The sequence below is a fragment of the Salinihabitans flavidus genome, from assembly GCF_900110425.1.
GTDB classification, from domain to species: domain Bacteria; phylum Pseudomonadota; class Alphaproteobacteria; order Rhodobacterales; family Rhodobacteraceae; genus Salinihabitans; species Salinihabitans flavidus.
Map to the genome: position 1 here is coordinate 127857 of NZ_FODS01000007.1, position 26693 is coordinate 154549.

The 26693-nt window shown below is 62.7% G+C and carries 27 protein-coding genes and 2 tRNA genes; 12 read left to right on the top strand and 17 right to left on the bottom strand.

Going from position 1 to position 26693, the window contains the following annotated elements; all coding sequences use genetic code 11:
- Positions 1–13 precede the first annotated feature (13 nt).
- Entirely contained in the window at positions 14–1063 is a 1050-nt protein-coding gene (locus tag BMW66_RS08240; protein ID WP_093117336.1) for a zinc ABC transporter substrate-binding protein, read from the bottom strand.
- A gap of 92 nt (positions 1064–1155) precedes the next feature.
- On the opposite strand from BMW66_RS08240, the gene BMW66_RS08245 reads away from it, so the two are divergent.
- The 3 genes from BMW66_RS08245 to BMW66_RS08255 are packed head-to-tail and all read left to right on the top strand — an operon-like array spanning position 1156 to position 3165.
- Complete coding sequence (locus tag BMW66_RS08245; RefSeq protein WP_093117338.1) at positions 1156–1656, top strand: Fur family transcriptional regulator; 501 nt, start codon at positions 1156–1158, stop codon at positions 1654–1656.
- Positions 1653–2384, top strand: coding sequence for a metal ABC transporter ATP-binding protein (locus BMW66_RS08250; RefSeq protein WP_093117340.1), 732 nt, complete (start codon positions 1653–1655; stop codon positions 2382–2384). The genes BMW66_RS08245 and BMW66_RS08250 overlap by 4 nt, the downstream gene beginning before the upstream one ends.
- Positions 2377–3165 (top strand): iron chelate uptake ABC transporter family permease subunit, encoded by a 789-nt coding sequence (locus BMW66_RS08255; RefSeq protein WP_093117404.1) that lies wholly within the window; start codon positions 2377–2379, stop codon positions 3163–3165. The genes BMW66_RS08250 and BMW66_RS08255 overlap by 8 nt, the downstream gene beginning before the upstream one ends.
- Before the next feature lie 3 nt (positions 3166–3168).
- Here the strand turns inward: BMW66_RS08255 and BMW66_RS08260 are convergent, their stop codons facing one another.
- The 5 genes from BMW66_RS08260 to petA all read right to left on the bottom strand — a co-directional run bounded on the left by BMW66_RS08260 (position 3169) and on the right by petA (position 7578).
- A complete protein-coding gene (locus BMW66_RS08260) occupies positions 3169–3678 on the bottom strand; it encodes a DUF2478 domain-containing protein (RefSeq protein ID WP_093117342.1) in 510 nt (169 codons plus the stop codon).
- Positions 3679–3764: 86 nt separating this feature from the next.
- Positions 3765–4361: a bifunctional nicotinamidase/pyrazinamidase gene (pncA, locus tag BMW66_RS08265; protein ID WP_093117344.1), complete on the bottom strand. Its 597-nt coding sequence runs from the start codon at positions 4359–4361 to the stop codon at positions 3765–3767.
- A 521-nt stretch (positions 4362–4882) separates the two neighbouring features.
- Positions 4883–5674, bottom strand: coding sequence for a cytochrome c1 (locus tag BMW66_RS08270; protein ID WP_093117346.1), 792 nt, complete (start codon positions 5672–5674; stop codon positions 4883–4885).
- 15 nt (positions 5675–5689) lie between these two features.
- The gene (gene petB, locus BMW66_RS08275; protein WP_093117348.1) at positions 5690–7006 is read right to left on the bottom strand and encodes a cytochrome b; all 1317 of its coding nucleotides are present in this window, start codon (positions 7004–7006) and stop codon (positions 5690–5692) included.
- An 11-nt stretch (positions 7007–7017) separates the two neighbouring features.
- Positions 7018–7578 carry a ubiquinol-cytochrome c reductase iron-sulfur subunit gene (gene petA / locus BMW66_RS08280; RefSeq protein WP_093117350.1) on the bottom strand — a complete coding sequence of 187 codons (561 nt, stop codon included), beginning with the start codon at positions 7576–7578 and terminating at the stop codon, positions 7018–7020.
- Positions 7579–7928: 350 nt separating this feature from the next.
- Here petA and BMW66_RS08285 point away from each other — a divergent pair, with 350 nt between their 5' ends.
- A complete protein-coding gene (locus tag BMW66_RS08285) occupies positions 7929–8870 on the top strand; it encodes a hypothetical protein (RefSeq protein ID WP_245729401.1) in 942 nt (313 codons plus the stop codon).
- Between the two features lie 27 nt (positions 8871–8897).
- Here the strand turns inward: BMW66_RS08285 and BMW66_RS08290 are convergent, their stop codons facing one another.
- The 8 genes from BMW66_RS08290 to BMW66_RS08325 all read right to left on the bottom strand — a co-directional run bounded on the left by BMW66_RS08290 (position 8898) and on the right by BMW66_RS08325 (position 19990).
- The gene (locus BMW66_RS08290; RefSeq protein ID WP_093117354.1) at positions 8898–9563 is read right to left on the bottom strand and encodes a DUF4396 domain-containing protein; all 666 of its coding nucleotides are present in this window, start codon (positions 9561–9563) and stop codon (positions 8898–8900) included.
- A gap of 202 nt (positions 9564–9765) precedes the next feature.
- Positions 9766–10806, bottom strand: coding sequence for a tRNA epoxyqueuosine(34) reductase QueG (gene queG, locus BMW66_RS08295; protein ID WP_093117356.1), 1041 nt, complete (start codon positions 10804–10806; stop codon positions 9766–9768).
- Positions 10807–10857: 51 nt separating this feature from the next.
- On the bottom strand, positions 10858–11523 hold the full coding sequence (gene fzlA / locus BMW66_RS08300) for an FtsZ-binding protein FzlA (protein ID WP_093117358.1): 666 nt from the start codon (positions 11521–11523) through the stop codon (positions 10858–10860).
- A gap of 57 nt (positions 11524–11580) precedes the next feature.
- Positions 11581–12300, bottom strand: coding sequence for a monofunctional biosynthetic peptidoglycan transglycosylase (gene mtgA, locus BMW66_RS08305; protein WP_245729402.1), 720 nt, complete (start codon positions 12298–12300; stop codon positions 11581–11583).
- 66 nt (positions 12301–12366) lie between these two features.
- The gene (locus BMW66_RS08310) at positions 12367–13272 is read right to left on the bottom strand and encodes a Hint domain-containing protein (RefSeq protein ID WP_093117362.1); all 906 of its coding nucleotides are present in this window, start codon (positions 13270–13272) and stop codon (positions 12367–12369) included.
- A gap of 181 nt (positions 13273–13453) precedes the next feature.
- Complete coding sequence (gene gltB / locus BMW66_RS08315) at positions 13454–17995, bottom strand: glutamate synthase large subunit (protein ID WP_093117364.1); 4542 nt, start codon at positions 17993–17995, stop codon at positions 13454–13456.
- A complete protein-coding gene (locus tag BMW66_RS08320; RefSeq protein WP_093117366.1) occupies positions 17992–18432 on the bottom strand; it encodes a GFA family protein in 441 nt (146 codons plus the stop codon). Before BMW66_RS08320 ends, gltB begins: the two co-directional genes overlap by 4 nt.
- A 124-nt stretch (positions 18433–18556) precedes the next feature.
- Positions 18557–19990, bottom strand: a complete 1434-nt coding sequence (locus BMW66_RS08325; protein WP_093117368.1) for an NAD(P)-dependent oxidoreductase — start codon at positions 19988–19990, stop codon at positions 18557–18559.
- A gap of 218 nt (positions 19991–20208) precedes the next feature.
- Between BMW66_RS08325 and BMW66_RS08330 the strand changes: the two genes are divergently transcribed.
- Complete coding sequence (locus BMW66_RS08330; protein ID WP_093117370.1) at positions 20209–21012, top strand: undecaprenyl-diphosphate phosphatase; 804 nt, start codon at positions 20209–20211, stop codon at positions 21010–21012.
- Between the two features lie 5 nt (positions 21013–21017).
- Here the strand turns inward: BMW66_RS08330 and BMW66_RS08335 are convergent, their stop codons facing one another.
- Positions 21018–22001 (bottom strand): complex I NDUFA9 subunit family protein, encoded by a 984-nt coding sequence (locus tag BMW66_RS08335; protein ID WP_093117372.1) that lies wholly within the window; start codon positions 21999–22001, stop codon positions 21018–21020.
- 198 nt (positions 22002–22199) lie between these two features.
- Between BMW66_RS08335 and BMW66_RS08340 the strand changes: the two genes are divergently transcribed.
- Positions 22200–22286, top strand: a tRNA-Leu gene (locus BMW66_RS08340).
- 244 nt (positions 22287–22530) lie between these two features.
- On the opposite strand, the gene BMW66_RS08345 is transcribed toward BMW66_RS08340, so the two are convergent.
- On the bottom strand, positions 22531–22719 hold the full coding sequence (locus BMW66_RS08345; RefSeq protein ID WP_093117374.1) for a DUF6324 family protein: 189 nt from the start codon (positions 22717–22719) through the stop codon (positions 22531–22533).
- A 66-nt stretch (positions 22720–22785) separates the two neighbouring features.
- Here BMW66_RS08345 and BMW66_RS08350 point away from each other — a divergent pair, with 66 nt between their 5' ends.
- Together BMW66_RS08350 and BMW66_RS08355 are read left to right on the top strand one after the other, a co-directional pair.
- Entirely contained in the window at positions 22786–23271 is a 486-nt protein-coding gene (locus tag BMW66_RS08350) for a GNAT family N-acetyltransferase (RefSeq protein WP_093117376.1), read from the top strand.
- Between the two features lie 44 nt (positions 23272–23315).
- A tRNA-His gene (locus tag BMW66_RS08355) sits at positions 23316–23392 on the top strand.
- A 36-nt stretch (positions 23393–23428) separates the two neighbouring features.
- On the opposite strand, the gene BMW66_RS08360 is transcribed toward BMW66_RS08355, so the two are convergent.
- The gene (locus BMW66_RS08360) at positions 23429–23725 is read right to left on the bottom strand and encodes a DUF6476 family protein (RefSeq protein ID WP_093117378.1); all 297 of its coding nucleotides are present in this window, start codon (positions 23723–23725) and stop codon (positions 23429–23431) included.
- Between BMW66_RS08360 and BMW66_RS08365 the strand changes: the two genes are divergently transcribed.
- From BMW66_RS08365 to BMW66_RS08380, 4 genes are all read left to right on the top strand, one after another.
- The gene (locus BMW66_RS08365) at positions 23724–24764 is read left to right on the top strand and encodes an RluA family pseudouridine synthase (protein WP_093117380.1); all 1041 of its coding nucleotides are present in this window, start codon (positions 23724–23726) and stop codon (positions 24762–24764) included. The genes BMW66_RS08360 and BMW66_RS08365 overlap by 2 nt on opposite strands.
- Positions 24765–24911: 147 nt before the next feature.
- Complete coding sequence (gene rpoH / locus BMW66_RS08370; RefSeq protein ID WP_093117382.1) at positions 24912–25811, top strand: RNA polymerase sigma factor RpoH; 900 nt, start codon at positions 24912–24914, stop codon at positions 25809–25811.
- 91 nt (positions 25812–25902) lie between these two features.
- The gene (locus tag BMW66_RS08375; RefSeq protein WP_093117384.1) at positions 25903–26349 is read left to right on the top strand and encodes a baeRF12 domain-containing protein; all 447 of its coding nucleotides are present in this window, start codon (positions 25903–25905) and stop codon (positions 26347–26349) included.
- Between the two features lie 77 nt (positions 26350–26426).
- On the top strand, positions 26427–26693 hold a 267-nt coding region (locus BMW66_RS08380; RefSeq protein ID WP_139196139.1), incomplete at its 3' end, for a transposase.

Sequence of the window (26693 nt, forward strand, 5' to 3'; positions counted from 1 at the left end):
CCGCTGCCGGATCTCACTTCGACAGGCAGCCCGCCATATCCGCCGCCAGTTCCCGGATCAGCGCCGGGTAAAGGCCCGCTCCCGGCGTCTGACGTTGGCCAAGCGGGTCTATCTCCGTCACCTGAACATTGGCCTGTTCCAGAACGGCGCCCAGAACGCCCGCGTTGAACTGTGGCTCTGTGAAGGCGCAACGCACCTCCATCTCGCTCAGCTTGTTGCGGATTTCGTCAAGCCGAGACGGGCTTGGTGGCACGGCATCGGTATCGCGCACCGCGGCGCGCGCCTGAAGCCCGAAACGCCGCTCGAAATAGTGATAGGCGTCATGAAACACGATGAATCCCCGCCCCTCCACGGGGGCAAGCTGCTGTGTCACATCCGACACGAGCGCATCGATCTCGGCCCCGGCGTCGGCGGCATTGCTGCGATACCGTGCGGCATTTTCGGGGTCCAGCGCCGCCAGTTCCTCGGCGATCACCCCAAGCCAGACGCCTGCATTCACCGGATCGAGCCAAACATGCGGATCATCCCCATCATGATCGTGATCATGCCCGGCGCCATGCCCATCATGCTCTTCATGGCCATGGTCATCATCATCGTGGCCGTGATCGTCGTGCCCGTGCTCTTCGTGGCCGTGATCATCATGGTCATCGTCGTCGTGCCCATGCTCATCATCGCCGTGATCGTCTTCATGCCCGTCGGCTTCTTCGACAAGAAACGTCACCCCCTCGCGAAAGGGAAGGCGCAGAGTGCCCTCCGCCTCCAACAAGGGGATATGCCGCGCGTCTGCGGACAGCACGTCAAGCGGCCCTTCGAGCCACGGCGTCAGGCGCCCCCCGATCCACACCACGAGATCGGCCTCCTGAAGCGCGCGCGCCTCGGACGGCCGCATGGAGTATCCGTGCGGCGACGCGCCGGGCCGCACCAGAAGCGACGGCTCTCCGAGTCCATCCATCACCCGCGCGACCAGCGAATGAACCGGCGGAATATCGGTGGCAACGCGCGGCACATCGGCCTGCGCCGCCCCCGCCAGCAAAATCGAAACGGTGACGATCCTCTTGAACATCTTGCGACTCCTGTGATTGTATAACACTCTACACTCGCGTAAACGAAACGTTATTCCATATCAAGACCTCACCCGGACAGGAAATCGACCGCATGACCGCCAACCCCTTCCGAGACCACGACCACGCACATTGCATTGCCGACGCGCTCACCTCTGCAGAGGCGTATTGCGCGGCCCATAAGCTGCAATTCACGCCGGTGCGCCACCGCGTGCTCGAAATCCTGCTCACCAAGCACCGGGCGATGGGGGCTTATGACATCCTGTCGCAACTCGCGGCCGAGGGGTTGGGCTCTCAGCCGCCTGTTGTCTACCGCGCTCTGGATTTCCTGACCCGCCACGGCTTTGTCCACAAGATTGAACGGCTCAACGCTTTTATCGCCTGTGCTCTGCCCGGTGCGGCGCACACCCCCGCCTTCATGATCTGCCGCGCCTGTCACGCCGTGGCAGAGACGCCGACCGACCGCCCCGGTGTGGGGCTCGGCGCCGCCGCGCAGGAGGCCGGGTTCGAGATCGAGGAAACCGTGATAGAGGCAGAAGGCCTTTGTCCCACCTGCCGCAAAACCGCCCCCCGGACGGAGGGGCCAGCGGCATGAGCCTTGTGGATATCGCCGGTCTGACCGTGCGCCTTGGCGGCCATACCGCGCTCGAAAATGTGGATCTTGCGATCATGCCGGGCGAGATCGTTACCATCGTCGGCCCCAACGGGTCGGGCAAGACCACGCTGATTCGCGCCATCATCGGCGCAGTCAGCCCCGCGGCAGGGCGGATCACCCGCGCCGAGGGGTTGCGAATCGGCTATGTGCCGCAGCGCCTTTCCATCGACCGGACCCTGCCACTCACAGTTCGGCGGTTTCTCAATCTCCCGCACCGCCGCGACCCCGCAGAGCTGACGGAGGCGCTGACCCGCGCTGGCGCGGGCGGGCTTGAAAGCCGGCAGATGGCGGACCTCTCGGGCGGTCAGTTTCAGCGCGCGCTTCTCGCGCGGGCCCTGCTCGACCGGCCCGATCTTCTCATCCTCGACGAGCCGACGACCGGCCTCGATCAACCCGGCTCCGCCGCGCTCTACCGCCAGATCGAAGAGGTCCGCCGCACCCTCGGCAGCGCGATTCTCATGGTCAGCCATGAGCTGCATGTCGTGATGAGCGCCTCTGACCGCGTGATCTGCCTGAACGGACACGTCTGCTGCCACGGCACGCCCGAGGTTGTGGCCTCCGCCCCGGAATACCGGGCGCTCTTCGGGTCCGGCACGGGCGGAGCACTCGCGCTGTACCGTCACGATCACGATCATCACCATGACCACGAAGGCCACGACCATGCTTGACGATTTTCTGACGCGCGCGGCGCTGGCCGGCCTCGGCGTGGGGCTGGCCGCCGCGCCTCTGGGCTGTTTCGTGGTCTGGCGCCGGATGGCCTATTTCGGGGACGCCACGGCCCATGCCACCATCCTCGGCGTGGCGCTGGCGCTAGCGCTCAACATGTCGATCTTTGCCGGGGCGATGATCGTGGCGCTGCTGATGGCGCTGACGGTCTCGGCGCTCACCGGACGCGGCTATGCGATGGACACGCTTCTGGGCGTGATGGCCCATTCGGCACTGGCCATCGGGCTTGTGGCGGTCTCCTTCATTCAGGGGGTGCGCCTTGATCTGATGTCCTATCTCTTCGGCGACATCCTTGCCGTAAGCCGGGGCGATCTTGTCGTGATCTGGGGCGGCGCCGCACTGGTGATCGCCCTGACCCTCTGGCGCTGGCAGGCGCTTCTCACCGCCACGCTCAGTCCCGATCTCGCCCATGCCAGCGGCTTTGATCCGCGCCGCGAACAGCTTGTGCTGACGCTTTGCCTTGCGGTGGTGGTCGCCGTGGCGATCAAGGTGGTGGGGGTGCTTCTCATCGCGGCGCTGCTCATCGTGCCGGCCGCCTCGGCCCGGCCGCTCGCCCGCACGCCCGAGGGGATGGCGATCATTGCCGCCGCTCTGGGGGGCGGGGCGGCGCTTCTGGGGCTCTATGCCGCCTATATCTATGACACGCCCGCAGGACCAAGCATCGTCTGCGTCGCCGCCTTCGGCTTTGCCGGAACCAACCTGATCGGCCTTCTGCGCCGCTGAACCTCAGGCCGGTTGCCGCGCCTCCCGCCGCAGCCACGCCATGAGCGCATCCGGCTCCGGCGGCACGAACTCCGCGATGCCGCCTGTGAAATCGACAAAAGCGTCACGGTTGAGCCCGTTGACCCCCGACACCACCGGCACGTCGAGCGCGATCGCCTGCCCGATCAGATCGCGAAAGCCACGCCCGTCGGCCTCATGCTTGCCGAACTTGTTGAGGATGAACACATCCACTCCGGGATCGAGCCGCGCGGCGACCTGCCCGACCGCCTCTTCCAGCGCCGCCGGATCAAGCCGGCATCCGCGCGCATCGGGGCCAAGATTCTGCGAGATCCGAATCGCCGGCCCGCCGCCAAGAACCTGCACATCCATGTCGCAGGCACCGCCGGCACATTCAGAATTGATCTGCACCACGCCGCAGGTCCGAAGCCCCGCCGCCTGCGCCGCCTGCGCGAACCGCGCCAGCACCAGATCAAGATCGCCCTTTCCTTCGGTCGTCGTATAGGCAATTCGCATCGCACACCTCTTTGTCCGGCGCCCATCATAACGCCCCCGCGCGCAAGGGCCAGCCCCGGCCGCCGCAACCAGTGGTCCCGACCGGGCTACAGCACCCGAACCCCGGCGGCGCGCATCTTCCCCATGGCCGCATCCATCGATCCGTCAAGGTCGATCCCGCGGCACAGATCGGTGAGCAACTCCACCTCGAAGCCAAGCCGCGCCGCATCCACCGCCGAGAAGGACACGCAGAAATCCGTGGCCAGCCCGACCATCACCAGCGCATCGATCCCGCGGGTGCGCAGATACCCCTCAAGCCCGGTGGGCGTTTCATGGTCGTTCTCGAAAAACGCCGAATAGCTGTCGATTCCCGGATCGAACCCCTTGCGAATGATCAGATCGGCCCGCCGCGTGTCCAGATCGGCATGAAACGCCGCACCGTCACTGCCCTGCACGCAATGATCGGGCCAGAGGATCTGCGTGCCATAGGGCATCTCCACAGTCTCGAACGGGGACTTTCCCGGATGTTCGGAGGCGAAGGACGAATGGCCCGCCGGGTGCCAGTCCTGCGTGAGGATCACCGCACCGAACTCCGCCATCAGCGCGTTCACACCGGGCACGATGTCATCCCCGCCGGGCACCTCCAGCGCGCCACCGGGGCAGAAGTCATTCTGAAGGTCAATCACGATCAACGCCCTGGACATGGCATCCCTCCTTTGCCGCACATGGTGTCCCCTCCGGTCAGGCAGGTCAACGGGGGGCACGGCGTCGCGTGGCCCGCCCTCGCACTGCGATCGCCACGTCACCGCGCCGAAAGCACACAACCCGAGCACGGTCGAAAAATTCGCCCGGGCAGTGGTTTATTTCCGCAATGTGATCTGGATCACGGACTGGCCTGCCCTAATGTATGACTATGAAGGATCAGGGTGGCGCGTCGTCCGGCCCTCTTGGTCGTCTGTTTCGGCGTGGTGGATGTTCGCATCATCCCCGTCGGGCGGACGCCAGCCCTGTTCACTCGTCGATCCCAAGGGTTCCGGGCGGTGCATATTGTGTCGCCGTTCGGCCCCCGGCAGTCAGGTTTTCATGTATGCGTGAGTGGTTGATTGTGCTGCCGGGGTGATCGGGGCGGTGACCTTCAGTGTCAGTGTTGGTCAGGCAAGCAAAAGAAAGCCCCCGCCGGAGCGATCCGGCGGGGGTTTTGAGTTTTCCGTCACCTGAAGTCGAATCAGAGCTTCAGCTTCTTGCCCTTGACCGGCGCCCAGAGTTTCTTGTTCGTGAGATACAACAGCACGGTCAGCACGGTGAGGAAGAATACGCCGACGAATCCGGCCTGCTTGCGTGCCATCATCTTCGGCTCCGCCGTCCACATCAGGAAGGCCGAGACATCCTCCGCCACGCTCTCCATGTCATTGTCATGCCCGTCGGCATAGACCATCTGATCTTCGAAAAGCGGCGGGGCCATTGCGATCCAGCCGCCCGGAAAGGCGGTATTCTCATAGAAGATCGTGCCGGCCTCTTCCTTCTCTTCCCCGGTATAGCCGGTCAGAAGCGACGCGATGTATTCCGGCCCCCCCATCCCCTTGAGAAGCTGGTTGATCCCGGTGCCCTGCGGCCCGTGGAACCCGGCGCGCGCCTTCGCCATCAGGCTCAGATCCGGCGCTTCGGCGAGGGAAGAGCCGGGGAAATGATCGGTCGGCTTGGCGGGCCGGAAATCGTCGATCTCCTCATCGAAGACCTCGAAGTTCTGATCCGCATAAGCGCGAACCTGATCGGACGGCAGATGCGGGCCGCCCTCATCCCCGAGGGTGCGGATCGGCACGTATCGCAGCCCGTGGCAGGCGGCGCAGACTTCCGTATAGACCTGCAAGCCGCGCTGAAGCTGGTTCTGGTCGAATTTTCCGAACGGTCCCTCGAAAGAGAAGTCCACATCCTCGACATGGCCTTCTTCCGCCGCGAAGGCCCCCCCTGCCGAAAGAGACAGGGCCGCAACTGCGGAAATCGCAAGTGTCTTGAGCATTATCCCGTTTCCTTCTTACTCGGCAGGTTGTTTGCCGTAATGGGCGTCGAAATCGTCCTCGATCGTCTCTGGCGGGGCGGTCGGTTTCTCGATCACGCCAAGGATCGGCAGGATCACGAGGAAATAGGCGAACCAATAGGCCGACCCGATCAGCGAGATCGTGGAATAGGGCGGCTCCGCCGGCATCGCCCCGGCCCACATGAGCACGAAGAAGTCGATGACCAGCAGAAAGAACCACCACTTGAACTGAGGCCGGAACCGGCCCGACCGCACCCGCGAGGTATCAAGCCACGGCACCAGCGCCATCACCACGATCGCGCCGAACATCGCCAGCACGCCGAAGAACTTGGCGTTGATGATCCCGCCGGTGATCCAGCTTGCGAACATCACCACCCACACATCCGAGGTGAAGGCCCGCAGGATCGCGTAGAACGGCAGGAAATACCACTCGGGCACGATATGCGACGGCGTCACCAGCGGGTTGGCCTCGATGTAGTTGTCGGGATGGCCGAGGTAGTTCGGCATGAAGCCCACGATGGCAAAGAAGACCACCAGCACGACGCCAAGCGCGAACAAATCCTTGATCACGAAATAGGGCCAGAACGGAAGCGTGTCCTTCTTCGCCTCCGCCTTGGACGCGCGGCGCACGTCGACCCCGGTGGGGTTGTTGTTGCCGGTGGTGTGGAAGGCCCAGATATGCACGACCACCAGCCCCGCGATCACGAAGGGCAGAAGGTAATGCAGCGAAAAGAAACGGTTGAGCGTGTAGTTGTCCACCGCCGGTCCGCCCAGAAGCCAGGTCTGGATCGGCTCCCCGATCAGCGGGATCGCCCCGAACAGGCCGGTGATCACCGTCGCGCCCCAGAAGGACATCTGCCCCCATGGCAGCACATAGCCCATGAAGCCCGTGGCCATCATCAGCAGGTAGATCAGCATCCCGATGATCCACGTCACCTCGCGCGGCGCCTTGTAGGAGCCGTAGTAGAGGCCGCGGAAGATATGGATATACACGGCGAAGAAGAACAGCGACGCCCCGTTCATGTGCAGATACCGAAGCATATGCCCGCCGTTCACGTTGCGCATGATGTGTTCGATACTGGCAAAGGCATGATCCACATGCGGGGTGTAATGCATCGCCAGAACGATGCCGGTGACGATCTGCAATGCAAGGCAGAAGGTCAGCACGATACCCCAGATCCACATCCAGTTGAGGTTCTTGGGCGTCGGGATCATCACCGTGTCATACAGCAGCCCGACAATGTTCAGGCGCTTGTGAAGCCATTTCTCGAATCCCGGCTTGGGTTCGTAGTGATCATGAGGAATTCCGGCCATGTCGCGTCTCCTTATCCCAGTTTGATCGTCGATTCGTCGACGAATTCAGCCACGGGAATCCAGAGGTTCTCTGGCGCGGGGCCTTTGCGAATACGTCCGGCCGTGTCGTAGTGAGAGCCGTGACAGGGGCAGAACCAGCCGCCGAAATCGCCGGCGCCATCCCCGATCGGCACACAGCCCAGATGGGTGCAGACCCCGATCATCACCAGCCATTCGCCCGCTTCATCAAGCGTGCGGTTCTGGTCGGCGGCATTGAGGTCCATGTTGTTTCGGTTCTGCGCATTGGTGTCCATCAGGTCCGAAAGCTCCACCGCGCGGGCCTCGGCAATCTCTTCCTCGGTGCGGCGGCGGATGAAAACCGGCTTGCCGAGATATTTCACCGTGATCTGCGTTCCGGGTTCAAGCCCGCCCACATCGACGCGGATGGACGACAGCGCCTGCACATCTGCGGATGGGTTCATCTGGTTCACCAGCGGCCAAATGGCGGCGCCGGCAGTCACGGCACCCGCGCCAGCGGTGGCATAGTAGAGGAAGTCCCTCCGGGTGCCTTCGTGATCTTCTGCGTGGGACACGAGGTATCTCTCCATTTCTGGGCCGGGATGGCCTTATGCGCATTGGGCCGCGGTGTCCCGCAGCCTCTCCCCGCCGCTATTTAGCGAAGGTGCCGCACCCCGTCCAGCATGCAATGCCCTCAACCTGCGTCAAAGCGTTCATGTGTCGCGCTTCTGGCGCGGTTGACCTGCGTCTCGGTGCGGGAATCGGCCGCGTCCGGCCCGCAAGGCGCCGATCCCGCGCCGCCCGATTCCTCCCGGCCCGTTGACAAACACGCAAGGGCGCGGCACCGATAGAAAAATTGAATGAAACGCATAACGGACGGGACAGGATCATGTGGGATTTCTCATTCAGGCGAAGCATCGGCATCATGGTTCAGACCATGCCCTTCGTCCTGCTGCGCATGGCGATCTATTTCGGCGCGGCGCTGGCCTATGTGCTGATCACCGGCACCGGGGCCGGGATCGGCTGGGGCATCGGCGCGCTCGGCGATGACGGTTTTCGCGGCAGCGCCACGTTTTTCGGCGGCGTGATCGGCTTCGGGCTTGTCGCCTTCGTGATGTATTGGCTACGCGAATATATCCTTTACATGGTCAAGGCCGGCCATATCGCCGTCATGGTCGAACTGATCGACAACCGCCCCATGCCCGAGGGCCGCGGGCAGATCGGCCATGCGCAGGCGATGGTCAAGGAACGCTTCGCGGAGGCCAGCGTCCTGTTTGCCATCGACCAGCTCGTGAAGGGCGTGCTGCGCGCCATCACCGGGCTGATCCGGGGGGTATTCACGATACTGCCCATTCCCGGCGCGCGGCAGCTTATCGGCATCCTGCACGCCTTCCTGAAGGTCGCGGTGGGCTTCATCGACGAGGTGATCCTTGCCTACGGCATGCGCACGCGGGCCACGAACCCGTGGCAATCGGCCCGCACGGCGCTGGTGCTCTACGGTCAGAACTACGCGCCGATGCTCAAGAACGCCGCATGGATCACCATTTTCGTCTACGGACTGACGATCATCCTGTTCTTCATCATGCTGGCGCCGGCGGCGCTTATCGCCAACATCTTTCCCAACGGCATGTCCGCGATGGGGGTTATCGTGGCGATCATCCTTGCGTGGTCGGTCAAGGCCGCCCTGCTGGAGCCTCTGGCCGTCGCCTGCCTGCTTCAGGCGTATTTCCGCACCATCGAGGGGCAGACTCCCAACCCCGAATGGGAAGACAAGCTCGAAGGCATGTCCTCGAAATTCCGCAAGCTCAAGGACCGCGCGATGTCGGCGGGGCAGCAGGACGGCACCGCGAAAGACGCGGCAAGCTGACAGGGCACATGACCAGCCATGCGCGCGTCAGTCGTGCGCGTGGTCGGTCTCGCGCGGGTCCATCATGCCGCCCTTCACGCCCCAATGGATCAGCAGAAGGTTCACCGGCCAGGCCGCGAAAAGCCCCATGCTCAGCGATACGATCATCGCCGACCAGAAAAGCGGCTCTCCCATGCCCACGCTGCCCGAAAGCGTCAGGTCCACGGAAATCGCAACAACCTCCATCACGGTGATGCTCGGCGTTTCCGACACGATCGCGTCCCAGATCGCGGTGCGCAGCGCAACGCCCTCCTGCATCAGCGGCCCGACCGTCAGAGCGAACCCCCCGAGATAGGCGAGCGCGAAGGTGATCCCCGCCACCCACGGCGTCGAAAGCTGCAAGAGGCCAACCGCGATGATCAGCCCCGCAACCTCGCCCATCCCGCAACCGGAATAGCAATGCGCAACCGACCGGAACGCGCGCCGCGGCAGGCTGTCCCGCGCGATCTGCTTGCGTCCGCTCGTCCAGTAGATCAGCAGGCCAAGCGGCCCGGAATAGAGAACGGTCAGCCCCCAGACCAGCTTCATCAACCCCATCAAATGCGCGTTGGTCGCGCGCAGATCGCGCCAAAGGATGATCTGGCTCGGGATCATCACGGCCAGCCAGACGATGAGAGTTTCCGGTTGCGACAGAAATTCAACAAAGGTTTCCATCCGGTTAACTTGGGCAGGGGTCCGCGCCGCGTCAACCAAGGTCTCGCAGCGCCCGCCGTGTTAACCACGGTATCGCAGGCAGAGATACGGCCCCCGATACCGACGTTTTACCGACGTGATACCGAAACCGGGTTTTTCCACAAAATCAGCATGTTAACCTATGATTCGCGAACAATCGCCGAAATCGCGGCGTCGCCCCCGGTTATCCGGCGTCCTCAAGCCGTTTCACCGCCCATTCAGCGGCGTCGCGCACGGTCGCATCCTCATCCGCACATAGCGCCCGCGCCCGCGGCAGGAATCGCGGCTGTCCTGAATTTCCGATGGCATAAAGCACGTTGCGCACGAACCTGTCCCTCCCGATCCGCTTGATCGGAGAGCCAGAGAAAAACGCCCGGAACCCGGCATCGTCCAGCGCCGCCAGTTCCTCCAGATCGGGGGCCAGAAGATCGCCGCGTGCATGATAGCGGATCTCGCGCGCCTCCACCGCGAACTTGTTCCACGGGCAGGCCGCAAGGCAATCGTCGCAGCCATAGATGCGGTTGCCCATCAGGGGCCGAAGCTCCGGGTCCACCGGGCCGTGATGCTCGATCGTCAGATAGGAAATGCAGCGCCGCGCGTCGATCTTGTAGGGCGCGGGAAACGCGCCCGTGGGGCAGATATCGAGGCACGCCCGGCACGATCCGCAATGATCCACCTCCGGCGCGTCCACCGGCAACTCCAGCGTGGTAAAGACAGAACCGATGAAGAACCACGATCCCAGCTCGCGGCTCACAAGGTTGGTGTGCTTGCCCTGCCAGCCCAGCCCGGACGCCTCACCCAACGGCTTTTCCGGCACCGGCGCTGTGTCCACGAACACCTTCACCTCGCCGCCTTCCTGCGCGATCAGCCACCGCGCGAGCCGCTTTAACCGCTTCTTTACAGTATCGTGGTAATCCCTGTTCTGCGCATAAACCGAAATCGCGCCCTTGTCGCTCTGCGACAGGATCTCGCGCGGGTCATGCTCCGGCGTGTAGCTCTCGCCGAGCATGATCACCGTGCGCGCCTCGGGCCAGAGCGCGGAAGGATCGCCGCGCCATTCGCTGCGCCGTTCGAGCCAGCTCATCTGCCCGTGGTACCCCTTGTCCAGGAACCCGGCCAGATCCGCCGCCACATGGCCCACCGCATCGGGACGGCAAAGCCGCACCCGGTCGAAACCGATGGCCTCCGCCTCGGCGATCAGCCGTGCCTTGAAATCCGCCGACATGACGGCCTCCCTATCCGGCTGGCCGGGCGCGGAACGGCCCCGCCGCCGCGATCAGAAATCCAGATCCGCATAATGCGCGGGCGGCGGGAATCCCGGCACCTGATCGGCAAGGATGCCGCGAAACGCCGGGCGCGACTTGATCTTGGCATACCAGTCTTTCACCGCGTCCGAGCGGTTCCAGTCCACGTCCGAGATGTAATCAAGGCTCGACAGATGCGCCGCCGCCGCGAAATCCGCCAGCGTCATCACATCCCCCGCGAGCCAGCGCCGATGATCGAGCAGCCACGCCATGTAATCAAGGTGAAACTTTACCGCCTTCGCGCCTGCCTTGACGTTCTTGCTGTCGGGATATCCGGTGCCCATGATCTTGCGGTTCACCCGTTCATAGAGCAGCTTTGACGTCACCTCGTGGTGGAACTTGTCGTCGAACCAGCTCACCAGCCGCCGCACCTCATAGCGCCCCTCCGCATCGCGCGGCAGAAGCGCCGGCTCGGGGTGTTTCTCTTCGACATATTCGCAGATCGCCGCGCTTTCGGACAGGAACTGCCCGTTCATCCGAAGCACCGGCACCTTGCCCGCCGGGTTGCGGCGCAGGAAATCGGGATCCTGCTCCCAATAGCGTTCCTCGACGAGCTCCACCTCAATTCGCTTTTCCGCAAGGCTCAGCCTCACCTTGCGACAGAAGGGGGACAGGGGAACGTGAAAAAGACGGTGCATCGGTTTCGCCGGGTTGTGACTCGTGGACCTCTTCAATGCCTGCTGACGCGCGGAGATTCAATCCTCGAAACAGGCAGCGCGCCCGTCCCGCGCGATCGTGGCCGCCCCGTCGGCGATCCGCGCCGCCCGCTGCCGGAGCGCGCCGGAGGGCTGCGCCGCGTTGCGCGTTCTGGGCGAGGGCAGCACAGCCGCCAGAAGCGCCGCCTGCCTCGGCGAAAGCGCCGCGGGTCCCACGTCGAAATAATGCCGCGCCGCGGCCTCCACGCCGAAAATACCCTCGCCGAACTCCGCGACGTTGAGGTAAATCTCAAGGATGCGCCGCTTCGACCACGCCAGTTCCACTATCGGCGTCAGCAGCGCCTCCAGCGCCTTGCGCGGCCAGCTTCGCCCTTGCCACAGATAGACATTCTTGACTGTCTGCTGACTGATGGTCGAGGCCCCGCGCACCGCCCCGTCGTTCAGCGCCGCGCGGATCGCGGACATATCGAACCCCCAGTGATTGCAGAAATTGGCATCCTCCGCCGCCACGACAGAACGCATCATCACAGGGGCAATCGCCTCGCGCGGCGCCCATTGATGATCCAGTCGCCCAAGCCGTGTTTTTTCGGAGTACATCGTGTAGGTGATGGGCGGGTTCACCACCGCGAACAGCAGCACGATCAGAATCGCAAAGGACACCGCCCAGATCACGCCACGCAACACACCGCGCCGCAGCCGCCGCATCTGCCGCCGCAACACGCCCTCGTCCTTGTGTTTCGCCTTCGGTTTGCGCGTCATGATCATCCGAGCCGCATTGATCGCTCCGACCTAGCCGCTTGACTGCCCCCGCGCAAGCCGCCCCGCTCAGGCCGCCAGAAGCTGCGCCTCCGCCCGCGTCAGAACGGGTCGTGCCGTTTCCGCCTCCCGCAATCCCTCCAGTTCGGGGAACAAGGCCAAAAGCTCCTGATCCTGTGCGCTCCGCGCGCGGTCCGCCGCGCTGCCGGGGTAATAGCTTTCGGTGGGCACACCTTCGGAGAACACGATCTCGTGGCGGTCGAACAGCAGGTGGATATACTCCACCGTCTCGCACTCTTCTTGACGAATGGTGTCGCCGTTGACCAGATGCTTGGCCGCGACCAGCACCTCGTCGGCGCCGTAGTACATCTCCGCCTGCCAGCCGGTAATCAGCATCCGGTGCTGCGGCGACACCAGAAGCGGGCTGGTATTGCCGATCGCACCGCGATCAAAGCGCACCGGCGCAAGGGCGCCGCCCGCCGCAACCTCTTCGCGCCCGATCCAGCGCAGGCTCTGCAACCCGTTATCAAGGGTCCAGATCCGGTCGCCCGCACGCAAATCCTCCACCGGGCGAAGGCCCGTAGCGGTCTCGATCAGCGTTCCGGGCGTGAAACAGGCCGGGCCGAACTCACCGACTTCGATCTGCGTGCTTTGCAGAACGTAGTCGGAAGAACGGAAGGTCGCATCCTCAAGCACCGTGCCATCGGTCGGGGTGAATACCGCCGGGCCGCCATCGGTATAGAAGGTCACGCCGGTAATATTGGTCCACTGACCGCCCATGCTCACCGTGATCTCGTCGCCCACCCAGACGCTTGTGATCGTCAAGCCGTTGAACGTATCGCCCGCCCCGGTGCCGATGAACCCGTCGTTATTGGCATCGGTGAAATCATACCGTTCCGGAGTAAGGGACGTGCCCCACCCCGGCGGGTTGCCGGGGTCCATCACGAAAAACTGGTCTGTATAGGTCGTCGGCATAGGGCCACCTGTCACACTGCGGATAACCGGAGCTTTCTACCGCGCGCCGTTGGTGAAACTTTGGCGCTGGCAGGCCGGAAGCTGTCCCTTTGCGGGCATTTTCCGGGCAAGGGGGCTGCGAACGCAATGCGCCCCGCCATCAGGACGGGGCGCATCAGGTGGTGTTGTTGCGATGGACGGATTACTCCGCCGGAATCGCGGCCTTGTCCTGGCTGAGCGGATGCGGCAGATGCGCCAACATCTCCTTGGGGCAGACCTGCATGAAATTGCCTTGCTCCATGTCCCAGTGCTGAAGCAGGTCGGCCGCCTTGCGGCTTCCGGTTTCTGCAAGGTGCCGCTCGATCAGCCCTTTCAACTCGGCCTCCCAATGCGCCACTGTCACCGGGCAGGTGACAAGCGTTTCCATGTTCATCAGGGCCTGCGCGGCGCCTTCGGGATCATAGAGATAGGCCATGCCGCCCGTCATCCCGGCCCCGAAATTGGCCCCGATGGACCCGAGGATCACCGCGACCCCGCCGGTCATGTATTCGCACCCGCAGGCGCCGCAGCCCTCGATCACCGCATGCGCGCCCGAATTGCGCACGGCAAAGCGTTCACCGGCCCGCCCGGCGGCGAACAGATAACCGCCCGTCGCCCCGTAAAGAACGGTATTGCCGATGATCGTGTTGTCGGCGGCGACAAGCGGGCTCGCCATCGGGGGGCGCACGACAATCGTCGCGCCGGACAGGCCCTTGCCGACATAATCGTTGGCATCGCCCGACACCTCGATCTTCAGCCCCGGCGCGCCAAAGGCGCCAAGCGACTGCCCCGCCGACCCGGTGAGCTTGACCGTCAAGTGATCGGGTTGAAGCGCGTTGCGCATCCCGAAGTTGCGCACGATATGGCTCGACGTGCGCGTGCCGACGGTCCGGTCGGTGTTCTGCACGGCATAGGAAAGCTGCATCTTCTCGCCGTCCTGAAGGAACCGTGCCGCATCGCGCACAATCTCGGCATCAAGCGTGTCGGACACCGGGTTGCGGTCCTTTTCGCGGTCATAGACGATGCGATCCGCGCCATCGACCGTGATCAGAAGCGGGTTGAGATCCAGATCGTCCAGATGCGCTGAACCGCGTGACACCTGCGTGAGCAGGTCGGCCCGCCCGATCACCTCGTCAAGGCTGCGCGCCCCGATCTGGCTCAGGATTTCCCGCACTTCCTGCGCATAGAAGGTAATGAGGTTCACCACCTTCTCCGCATTGCCGGTGAATTTCTCGCGCAGCGCCGGGTCTTGCGTGCAAACGCCCACCGGGCAGGTGTTGCTCTGGCACTGACGCACCATGATGCAGCCCATGGAGATCAGAGCGGCGGTGCCAATGCCGTATTCCTCAGCCCCCATCATCGCCGCCATCACGATGTCACGTCCGGTGCGCAGCCCGCCGTCGGTCCGCAGGGTAACGCGGCCGCGCAGGTTGTTCATCGCCAGCACCTGATGCGCTTCCGTCAGGCCCATTTCCCACGGCAGCCCGGCATATTTGATTGACGTCGCCGGAGAGGCGCCAGTGCCGCCATTGTGCCCCGAGATCAGGATCACATCGGCCTTCGCCTTGGCCACGCCCGCCGCGATGGTGCCCACACCGGATGAGGCCACAAGCTTCACTGTTACCTTGGCGCGCGGGTTGATCTGCTTGAGGTCATAGATAAGCTGCGCCAGATCCTCGATCGAATAGATGTCGTGATGCGGCGGCGGGGAAATCAGCGTCACGCCCTTGGTCGAATGGCGCAGGCGCGCGATCAGGTCGGTGACTTTCATCCCCGGCAACTGCCCGCCCTCACCGGGCTTGGCGCCCTGCGCGACCTTGATCTCAAGCTCTTCGCACTGGTTGAGGTATTCGGCCGTCACGCCGAACCGGCCAGAGGCGACCTGCTTGATCTTGGCGCTGGGGTTGTCGCCGTTCGGCTCCGGCGTGAAATGCGCCGGATCTTCCCCGCCTTCGCCGCTATCTGATTTCGCGCCGATCCGGTTCATCGCCACGTTCAGCGTCTTGTGCGCCTCCGGCGACAGCGCGCCAAGGCTCATCCCCGGCGTCACGAACCGCTTGCGGATCGAGGTGATCGATTCCACCTCCTCAAGCGGCACCGGCTTGCCCAGCGGTTTCACGTCAAGCAGATCGCGCAGGTGAATCGGCGGGTTCGCCTGCATCCGCGCAGAATACTGCTTCCACATTTCAAAGGACGCCTTGTTGCACGCCATCTGCATCATGTGCATGCTCTGCGCTTCCCAGGCGTGGCTCTCACCCGATTTGCGCGCCTTGTAAAAGCCCCCGATCGGCAGAACCGCGACGTTTCCGCCCTGCCATCCTCTGGCGTGGATTTCCTCAACCTTGCGCTGGATACCGCTCACCCCGATACCCGAGATGCGGCTTGTCATGCCGGGGAAATACTCCGCGCACATGGCCCGGCTCAGGCCCACCGCCTCGAAATTCAGCCCCCCGCGATAGGAGGAGATGACAGAGATTCCCATCTTCGCCATGATCTTCAGAAGCCCCTGATCGATGGCATGGCGGTAGCGCGCGACATTTTCCGTCAGCGAACCATCGAGAAGACCGCGCCGGACGCGATCCGCGATGCTATCCTCGGCCAGATAGGCGTTCACCACCGTCGCGCCCGCGCTGATGAGCACGGCAAAATAATGCGGGTCCACGCATTCGGCGCTGCGCACGGCCAGAGAACAGAAAGTCCGCAGCCCCTTGCGCGTCAGGTGGCTGTGCACCGCGCTGGTGGCCAGGATCATCGGCATCGCCACGCGGTCCGCGTTCTGATGCTGATCGGTCAGCACCAGATGCCCCGCGCCCGAGCGCACCGCGTCCTCGGCTTCCGCCCGGATACGCTCCAGCCCCTTCCGAAGCGCATCGGAGCCCGCGCCCACAGGGAAGGTGCAGTCGATCTCGGTCATATCGGCATTGAAATGCCGCGCCAGTTCATCCCACTGCGCATTGGCCACGAAGGGGCTCTCCAGCACGATGATCTCGGTTTGCGAGCTGTCCTCGTCAAGCACGTTCTTGAGGTTGCCGAACCGTGTCTTGAGGCTCATCACCCGGAACTCGCGGATGGAATCGATCGCCGGGTTCGTCACCTGGCTGAAATTCTGCCGGAAGAAATGGCTCAGCGGACGATACATCTTCGACAGAACCGCCGCGGGCGTATCATCGCCCATCGACCCGATGGCCTCCTTGCCGTCCTCGGCCATCGGCGCGAGGATCTGTTCGAGATCCTCCATCGTGTAGCCGGCGGCCACCTGACGGCGGCGCAGCGCGTCACCCTCGTAAAGGGCCTTTTCGCTGATCTTCGAAAGTTCCTCGTCCAGATCGTTGATCTTGCCGACCCACTCGCCAAAAGGCTGCGCGGCGGCCAGCGTGTCCTTGATCTCCCGGTCGTGGAAAAGCTGTCCCTCGACCATGTCCACAGCCAGAAGCTGCCCCGGCCCGAGCGCGCCCTTTTCCTTCACCGTCGCCTCGTCAACCGGAACCATCCCGGCCTCCGACCCCGCGATCAGAAGCCCGTCGCCGGTCACGACATAGCGCATCGGCCGCAAGCCATTGCGGTCCAGCCCTGCACAGACCCAGCGTCCGTCGGTCATCGCCAGCGCCGCCGGCCCGTCCCACGGCTCCATCACGGAATTGCAATAGGAATACATGTCCCGCCATGCCTCGGGCAGTTCCACCGCCTGCTTGGACCAGGACTCCGGCACCAGCATGGTCTTGGCCATCGGCGCGTTGCGCCCCGCGCGCACCAGCACCTCGAACACCGCATCGAGCGCGGCGGAATCCGAAGACCCCTGCGCGATGATCGGCTTGATATCCTCGGCGAAATCCCCGAAGGACGCCGACGCCATCCGGATCTCATGGCTCTTCATCCAGTTGATGTTGCCCTTGAGCGTATTGATCTCGCCGTTATGCGCGAGCATCCGGAAGGGCTGCGCCAGCCACCATTGCGGGAAGGTGTTGGTGGAATAGCGCTGGTGATAGATGGCAAAGGCGCTCTCGAACCGTTCATCCTTTAGGTCGGGATAGAATTCCGCCACCTGCTCAGCCAGCATCATGCCCTTGTAGATGATCGACCGGCACGACAGCGACGCGATATAAAGCCCATTGACCCCGGCGGCGGCCACAGCTTTCTCGATCCGGCGACGGATCACGTAAAGCTCCCGCTCGAAGGTTTCCTCGTCCACGCCCTTGGCATTGGAAATCAGGATCTGCTCGATCTCGGGCCGCGTGGCGTTGGCCTTTTCGCCAAGGCAGGAAATATCCACCGGCACATGCCGCCAGCCATAGATGTAATGTCCCATCCGAAGCACCTCGGATTCCACGATGGTCCGGCAGGTTTCCTGCGCGCCGAAGTCGGTGCGCGGCAGGAACACCTGCCCGACCGCCATCAACTCATCCATGCGCGGCTCATGCCCGGTCCGGCGGATCTGATCGTAAAAGAACATCACCGGGATCTGCACATGAATACCCGCGCCGTCGCCGGTCTTGCCGTCGGCATCCACCGCGCCCCGATGCCAGATCGCCTTGAGCGCCTTGATACCCGACTCCACAACCGAACGGCTCTTCTTGCCGTCCACCGACACCACGAGGCCAACCCCGCAGGAGGAATGCTCGTCCTCTTCGGAATACATTCCGTTCCCGGCCATCCACTTGCGCTTCGCCTCTTCGGCGGCGGCCCAGTCTGCGTCAAACTTGGTCATGGCTCGTATCTCCCATTCAGATGCGGGTGCTCCGCTTCATACTGCTTCCGGCTGACGCGATCATGATCGCCCGCCAGTGAAAATTCCTCGGGCGCGCGGTCTGCATAGACCACCCGCACCAGTCTTGCCCCGCCCGCGTTCTCGAACAGTCCCGGCACGAACTCGTAAAAGCCGGTCTCGGACCCGTCGACATTCCGCAACCAAAGGGCCGATCCACAGGTGTCGCACCAGGCACGTTCGGCGAACCAGGACGACTGGTAGGTCTTGACCGGGCCGGTCACTGTCACCCCGGCCTCGGGCGCCTCGATGCCCATCTGGACGGAGCCGGACCACCGCGTGCACATGTCGCAATGGCAGGCCGACATCTCGTCCGACAGGCCCGAAACGGCAACCTGAACCGCCCCGCAAAGGCAATGTCCCGCTACGTGTTCCGCCATCGCACTCTACCTTTCGTTCATATGGTGTGTCAGGAAGTCTGTCCTATCAGGATTCCCAAAACCCATGTGGTAACGACAAAATACCGACGTTTTACCGACGTTTTACCGACGTGCCGAAACGGCCCTATTCGGCAGCCACGGCAGTGCTTGCATTGAGCCTTTCAAGGATGGCATCGGCACAGTCGCGCCCGTCCCGGATGGCCCAGACGACAAGGCTCGCACCGCGCACGATATCGCCAATCGCATAGACCCCATCCATCGCCGTGGCGCCGGTGGTGAACTCCGCCTTCACCGTGCCCCAGCGGGTTACTTCCAGATCCGGCTGATCCCAGAGCGCCGGCAGGTCTTCCGGCTCGAACCCCAGCGCCTTGATGACCAGATCGGCGTCTTCCACATAGTCCGCGCCCTCGATCACCTCGGGGGACTGGCGGCCGGTCGCGTCGGGCTGCCCCAGCCGCATCCGCTGCACCATCACGCCCTTGACCGGCTCGCCGGAAAAACCCTTGGGCGCGGCGAGCCATTCGAAGATCACGCCCTCTTCCTCGGCATTGGCGGTCTCGCGCTGCGAGCCGGGCATGTTCGCCCGGTCCCGGCGATAGAGGCATTTGACGCTTTCCGCGCCCTGACGCACCGCGGTGCGCACGCAGTCCATCGCGGTGTCGCCGCCGCCGATCACCACGACCTTCTTGCCCTCGGCGTTCAACTCTCCGCTGTCGAACTCCGGCACCGTGTCGCCGAAGTTCAGCCGGTTGGACGCGGTCAGAAAATCAATCGCGCGCACGATCCCTTCCGCCCCTGCGCCGGGGCCTTGCAGATCGCGTGTCTTGTAGACGCCGGTGGCGATAACCACAGCATCATGTGCCGAGCGAATCTCATCAAAGCTGATATCCTTGCCCACATCGCAGTTGAGCCGGAAGGTCACGCCGCCATCTTCTAGCTGTTTGTTGCGGCGCATCACGATGTCCTTTTCCAGCTTGAAGCTTGGAATACCATAGGTCATCAGCCCGCCCGCGCGGTCATAGCGATCATAGACCGTGACCTGCACGCCCTCCCGGCGCAGCCGGTCCGCCGCCGCAAGCCCGCCGGGGCCCGCACCGATGATCCCCACGCTTTCGGGGCGTTCCTGCGCCGGAACGATCGGCTTCACCCAACCCTTGTCCCATGCGGTGTCGGTTATGTATTTCTCCACCGCGCCGATCGTCACAGTGCCGTGGCCGGATTTCTCGATCACGCAGTTGCCCTCGCAAAGCCTGTCCTGCGGACAGATGCGGCCACAGATCTCGGGGAAGGTGTTGGTCGCCTGGCTGATTTCATAGGCTTCCTCGAGCCGCCCTTCGGCGGTCAGGCGCAACCAGTCGGGGATATTGTTGTGCAGCGGGCAATGACTCTGGCAATAAGGCACACCGCACTGGCTGCACCGCGCCGCCTGCTCCTGCGCCTTGGCCTCTGCGTACTCGGCATAGATTTCATCGAAATCGTGCGCCCGTACACTGGCGTCACGCTTCTCCGGCATGACACGCCCTACGGACACGAATTTCATCATCGGTTGCTTCGCCACGGCAGCTGCCTCCTGATTTCCCCGGACGCACCATGTTTAAGCAAGTTTGGAATCAAATTAAAGTCACAATTACTGACCTAAATAGTGATAAATTGTCAAAATGTGACGCCGTGAGCGGATTTTTACTGAATTATAGGTCCACTTCGGACCTATAAGACTGGTTTCCTTCGATTCCGCCCCCCTGTAACGTCCCTCCAAAACCAGAGCAGGCGAATCTGATGACGCTTTTCCATATTGCCCTCGTGGCCATTGTTCAGGGCATCACGGAATTTCTTCCCATAAGCTCTTCCGGACACCTCATCCTGCTACCACAACTGACCGGCCTTGAGGATCAGGGCCTTCTTGTGGATGTCTCTGTGCACTTCGGAACGCTCTTCGCGGTTGTCCTGTTCTTCTGGCCGGACATGCGCGACGCCATTCTTGGCCTGCCTCGCCTTGTACGCGGCCGCGCCGACACGCCGGGTGCGCGACTGGCTCTGTATCTCATCCTTGCAACGATTCCGGTGCTTTTGGCGGGCGGCATCCTACATGTCACCGGATTGCTCGAGGCGATGCGCTCCATTGCCGTGATCGGATGGACAATGCTTCTATTCGGGCTGCTCCTGTGGTGGGTCGATCAGCGTGGCGGCACGGAGCGGGATGGCGACGGCTGGACGTGGAAAGATGCCTTGATCATGGGGCTTTGGCAGATTCTGGCACTGATCCCCGGCACCTCGCGTTCGGGCATCACCATTACCGCCGCGCGGCATCTCGGCTATGACAGGGAAAGCGCCGCACGGCTTGCCATGCTCATGTCGGTGCCCGTGATTCTCGGCGGCACCATCTTCTTCAGCATTGAGGCTGTCCTGCAACAACCGTCCGCGCGGCTGCTGGACTGCGTGATCGCCGCCGCGCTTGCCTTTCTGGCCGCGCTGGCGGCGCTCAAGTGCATGATGATGTTACTGAAATCGCTCAGTTTCACGCCCTACGTTGTTTACCGGGTCGCTCTCGGCATCGTGTTGCTGGCTGTCGCCTATAGCTGACCTGATCAAGACCGGCGCAGGTTCTTCGCCGACTGCTTGATCGCGTCATACTGCCCCGACGGACGGAACCGCCAGAGGTATTCCGAAAGCACCGCCTCCGTCGCCACTGGCCTAATACCCAGCGCGGCAAGGCCCTGCGCGCCGTCCGACACGACATTGTCGCGCCGCAGGTTCTTGAGTTGATCGCGCGTCAGAACCCCGTTGGTGATCAGGCCGAGCGTCACGGACTGCACCATATCGAACCCGAATGCCATGATCCGCGCCATCCAGAACGGCAAGTTGAGAACGATCCGGCGGCGATGAATCACGCCCAGCATTTCCTGCATCAACTCGCGCATGGTCAAAACATCCGGCCCGCCGAGTTCGTAGACACCCTCGGCCTCGCCCACAACGCCCATTACCGCGGCCTGCGCAACGTCATCCACATAGACCGGCTGGAACCGCGTATTGGCCCCGGCGATCGGGAGCACGGGGCCAAGGCGCGCCATTGCGGCGAAGCGGTTGAAGAACTGATCCTCGTGCCCGAACATCACGGACGGTCGCAGGATCATGGCATTGGGCATATGTTCCAGGACACTCGTCTCTCCAAGCGCTTTGGTGCGGGAATACGCGCTGTCAGAATCTGCATCCGCCCCGATGGCAGAGACATGCACCATATGCGCCACGCCTTGCTCGGCGGCGATACGGGCAATGCGCTCGGCGCCGCCCTGCTGCACGGCATCAAAGGTGTTCCTGCCCGTTTCATTGAGAACACCAACGCAGTTCACGACCGCGTCCGCCTCCTGCATGACAGATCGGACAGACTCGTCATTGCGGATATTGCAGAACACCGGCACCACCTGACCGACAACGCCATAGGTTCTGACGAACACCGCCTCGTTCGGATGACGCACCGCAACCCGGACGCGCCAGCCCCGCTTGGCCAGGCGCCGCGCGATGTACCGACCAAGAAAACCGGAACCGCCATAGATTGTGACGAGCTTTGACATTGGAAACGTCCTGCTGATTTGAAGCTGTCCCAGATGTATCCAGACACGAGCCAGCACACAAGGCGGTTTCCTAACACGCTTCCAGCGCTTCCGCCCCAGCTTCCGCGGAAACATCGCACCAGATTCCCGATAATTTCGCGGTCTGCCCCGTTGACACGCAATGACCACGGCGATACATGCCTGCCTCACGACATCAAAGCCCAGATGGCGGAATTGGTAGACGCGCTAGCTTCAGGTGCTAGTGTCCGTAAGGACGTGGAGGTTCGAGTCCTCTTCTGGGCACCATTAACTTCCCCATGTAGATAGAATTCTGAAAACCGCCACTCAGGTCGGATGCATTCGCCGGCCTGATTTTGGTTCGCACGGTGTGCAACTTGGCGACGATGCTCGACAAGAGCAACCTGCCCTTCGCGATCACCGTGACTTCCGGGGCGGGCTCACTCCATGGGCGCGCCACGATGAGCAACCGGATGGCATCGTCGCACAAGCGCGCCATGGCTTTTCGTATCATACATCGCGCAATGCGCTTTTACTTGCCCAGTTTACGGGCGGCGCTGGCCGCGGCGCGGATTTCCTCTGCGATCTCGTCGGCCTCATCGGGGTCGAAATCCATCGGGATCTCGGCATCGCCAGCCTCTACAAAGAGTCGCACAAAACCGGTATCGGTAGGTCCGATTTGCATGTTGGCGACGATGTTGCGTTCGGTGTTGATGCCCATGACGGTTCTCCAGACTGACGGGATCGGTTAACGTGAAACCAAGGCTTTGGCAAGACGGAGGCAGGCATGACAGAGGATATCCGGTTGCGCGCGTTCACGGCGGAGGATGCCGACTGGATCGTGGAACGGCACGCCACCCTCTACGCTCAGGACGAGGGGTTTGACGGCACATTCGGCCCTCTCGTGCGCGGAATCGTCAATGCCTATACCGACCATCACGACCCGAAGCGCGAACAGGGCTGGATCGCCGAACGCGAGGGCGCACGTCTGGGGTCGGTCTTCTGCATCAGGCATGGCGAGACAGAGGCCAAACTTCGGCTGTTCCTTGTGGTGCCGGAGGCGCGCGGGCTGGGGCTGGGGCGGCGGCTCCTGCTGACCTGCATGGATTTCGCACGCAAGGCCGGATACCGAAGAATGCAGCTTTGGACCCATGAAAGCCACAAGGCGGCCTGCGCATTGTATCACGCGCATGGCTGGACGATGACGCAGGCCAAGCCAGTGAAGAGTTTTGGCGTGGATCTGATCGAACAATGCTGGGAAATCCCGCTTTAGCGACTTGCATTTGCTGCACGGGGCGGCTAAATCGCCCGCACGGTGCCGCCTTAGCTCAGTTGGTTAGAGCGCTGGATTGTGGATCCAGAGGTCCCCTGTTCAAGCCAGGGAGGCGGTACCATTTCCCCTGATTCCTTTCACCGTTCATAGGCGTTCGTCAGTCGATCGTGACACTTTGACGAAGCTTCCCGCTGCTGGCGTCGAAGATCAGAATACGGTCATCGCCAGTGACCACCGCGTACCAGCCATCACCGAACGTCACCGCGCGGGCGGTCGTACCCTCGGGCAGAGCGATCTCTTCGGGCAGGGTCGGACCGCGATCCGAGAAGCGGATGACAATCAGCGCGATGATGACTAGAAGTCCGGCAATCATTGTGGCGGTCAGCACCGTCACGAGTGTTCGCAGAAAACGCAGGTTCTGTGGTTCGGGTTGATCTTCGGGAGTGTCTTGCATGACATCGCGCCTTGTTCGTTTCGCCATCGGGGCGCAACCGCCCGCCCGTCTTGATAAGGCGCTTTCGCGCGATGTGCCAGCCGAAGAGGCTCTGTCGCGCACACGGCTGGCGCGGCTGATCGCAGAGGGTTGCGTGCGAGTGGCAGGAACAGTCGCGCACGATCCCAAGGCAAAGGTCGATGCCGGCGCGGCAGTGGAAATCACGGTCCCCGAAGCGCAAGAAAGCCACATCGGGCCGGAGGACATTCCTCTCACGGTGGTGTATGAAGACGACGATCTGATCGTTCTCGACAAGCCGGCCGGGATTGTCGTGCACCCCGCACCGGGCAGTCCCGGCGGCACGCTGGTGAACGCGCTTTTGCATCATTGCGGCGATACGCTATCGGGCGTAGGCGGCGCGAAACGGCCCGGTATCGTGCACCGGATTGACAAGGAGACCAGTGGCCTTCTGGTCGTTGCAAAGTCCGACCGCGCCCATCACGGGCTGGCAGAGCAATTCGAGGCGCACAGCGTGGAACGTGCGTATCTCGCGGTGGTGCACGGAGTGCCCGAACCGAATGATCCACGCCTGCGCGGTGTGCGCGGCGTGAGTTTCGACCCCGGCGGCGTCCTGCGCATCACAACGCAGATTGCCCGCCATCGCACTGACCGGCAGAAACAGGCCGTCACCTTCGATGGCGGGCGCCACGCGGTCACGCGGGCGCGGGTGCTGGAACGCTTCGGTGAGCCAGCGGCGGCCGCGCTGGTAGAATGCCGGCTGGAGACCGGGCGCACGCATCAAATCCGCGTACACATGGCACATGTGGGCCATGCGCTTCTCGGCGATCCGGTCTATGGCGGGCGGCGTAAGCTGTCGCAAAAGGCACTGGGCGAGGCGGGGTGCAAAGCCGCGGCCAGCTTTCCGAGGCAGGCGCTACATGCCGCAATCCTGGGTTTCACACATCCGGTGAGCGGCGCCGCTCTGCGCTTTGAATCGCCACTGCCCGACGACATTGTCACACTGATCACATCTTTGCGTGGTGAGATATCGGGCGGATGACAACCACCACTGTTATCTGTAGGGTTCCCATCCCTGTGACGGAAACTGCGGGTACATTCGTTATAGCATTTGGCCGGGTGGGCTTGAAACGCCGTTGGAGCCCACATACGTGAATGTTAAGCCCTTGAACATAGGAAGGGAACAGAGATGAGCAATTATGCAAATCTTCCGGTGCCGACACCGGAGGGCGGGTTGAACCGCTATCTTCAGGAGATTCGGAAGTTCCCGCTTCTTGAGCCGGAAGAGGAATACATGCTCGCCAAGCGCTGGGTCGAGGATCAGGATACCGAGGCCGCGCACAAGATGGTGACATCTCACCTTCGGCTCGCGGCGAAGATCGCCATGGGCTATCGCGGGTATGGTTTGCCGACGGCAGAGGTGATCTCGGAGGCGAATGTCGGACTGATGCAGGCCGTCAAACGCTTCGATCCCGAAAAAGGGTTCCGCCTGTCCACATATGCGATGTGGTGGATTCGTGCCAGCATTCAGGAATATATCCTGCGCAGTTGGTCGATGGTGAAACTTGGCACAACGAGCGGGCAGAAGAAGCTGTTCTTCAACCTGCGCAAGGCCAAGGCCAGGATCGGCGCGTTGGAAGACGGCGATCTGCGGCCGGAGAACGTCAAGCAGATCGCCACCGATCTCGGCGTGACCGAGGATGAGGTGATCAGCATGAATCGCCGCATGTCGGGCGGGGATGCCTCGCTCAATGCCACGGTTGGGCAGGACGACGGCGGCACGATGCAATGGCAGGACTGGCTTGAGGATGAAGACGCCGATCAGGCAAGCGCCTATGAGGAGCGCGATGAGCTTGACGCGCGGCGTGAATTGCTTTCGCAAGCCATGAGCGTGCTCAATGATCGTGAGCGTGACATCCTCATGCAGCGGCGCTTGCAGGACAAGGTGGTTACGCTCGAAGACTTGAGCAGCCAGTATGACGTGAGCCGCGAACGCATCCGGCAGATCGAAGTGCGGGCCTTCGAGAAGCTGCAAAAGCGGATGCGTGAGCTTGCCAAGGAAAAGGGCATGGCGGTGCCCGCCGCCTAATCCTTCGGTTTGCGCCAGATCATGGACACAGACGTCCGGGTCTGGGAAAACTCAAAGGTACAAATTTTCATCCTGGGTGAGGAGAACGCCAATGAAACCTGTTCGGACTCTGATCGTTCTGGCCAGCGAATCCCGTGTTCGCCTTCTGGAGAATGCGGGGGTCGGCAAGGGCGTGACCGAGCGGCTTGACAAGATGGCATCGGAATTCGATGACGTGGACACACGCTATGCCGATGCGCCAGGACGAATGCAGGCCGCGCCCGGTAAGGCCGGACACGGATTCGCGCGCCCCTCGTCAGAGCGAGAGCAGATGCGGGAGGGCTTTGCCCGCCACGTGATCGAGGTCATGGAGGCGGAGTGGGCGAAGGGTGACTTTGACCGGCTGGTGATCGCAGCGCCGCCCAAAATGCTTGGCGAGTTGCGCGCCGACCTGCCTGAGCAGCTTTCCAAGGTCATACATGCTGATCTGGACAAGGATCTGGTCAAGCTCCCGGTGATTGATATTCCCAAGCACCTCGAAAGCGTTCTGGCGGTCTGAGAGCCCGATTTGAAACTAATTGAGTGAGTTCAGCAGGTTGTGCTTCTGTTCGGTTGCAAAGCTGAACGGAGATCACGATGGCCTGGACCGAACTCACTCGCCGCCAGCATGCCCGAGCGGGTGGCAAATACGCAAGCGATTTGACAGACCCCGAATGGGCACTGATCGCGCCTTTCATGCCCGCACCCAAGACCACGGGCAGACCCCGCACGACAAGCTTGCGCGACGTGTTCGACGCGATCCTCTACATGGCGACGACCGAGTGCCAGTGGCGGATGCTGCCGAATGACTTTCCGCCGGTTTCGATGGTGCGGGGCTATTTCTATGCTTGGCGCAATGACGGT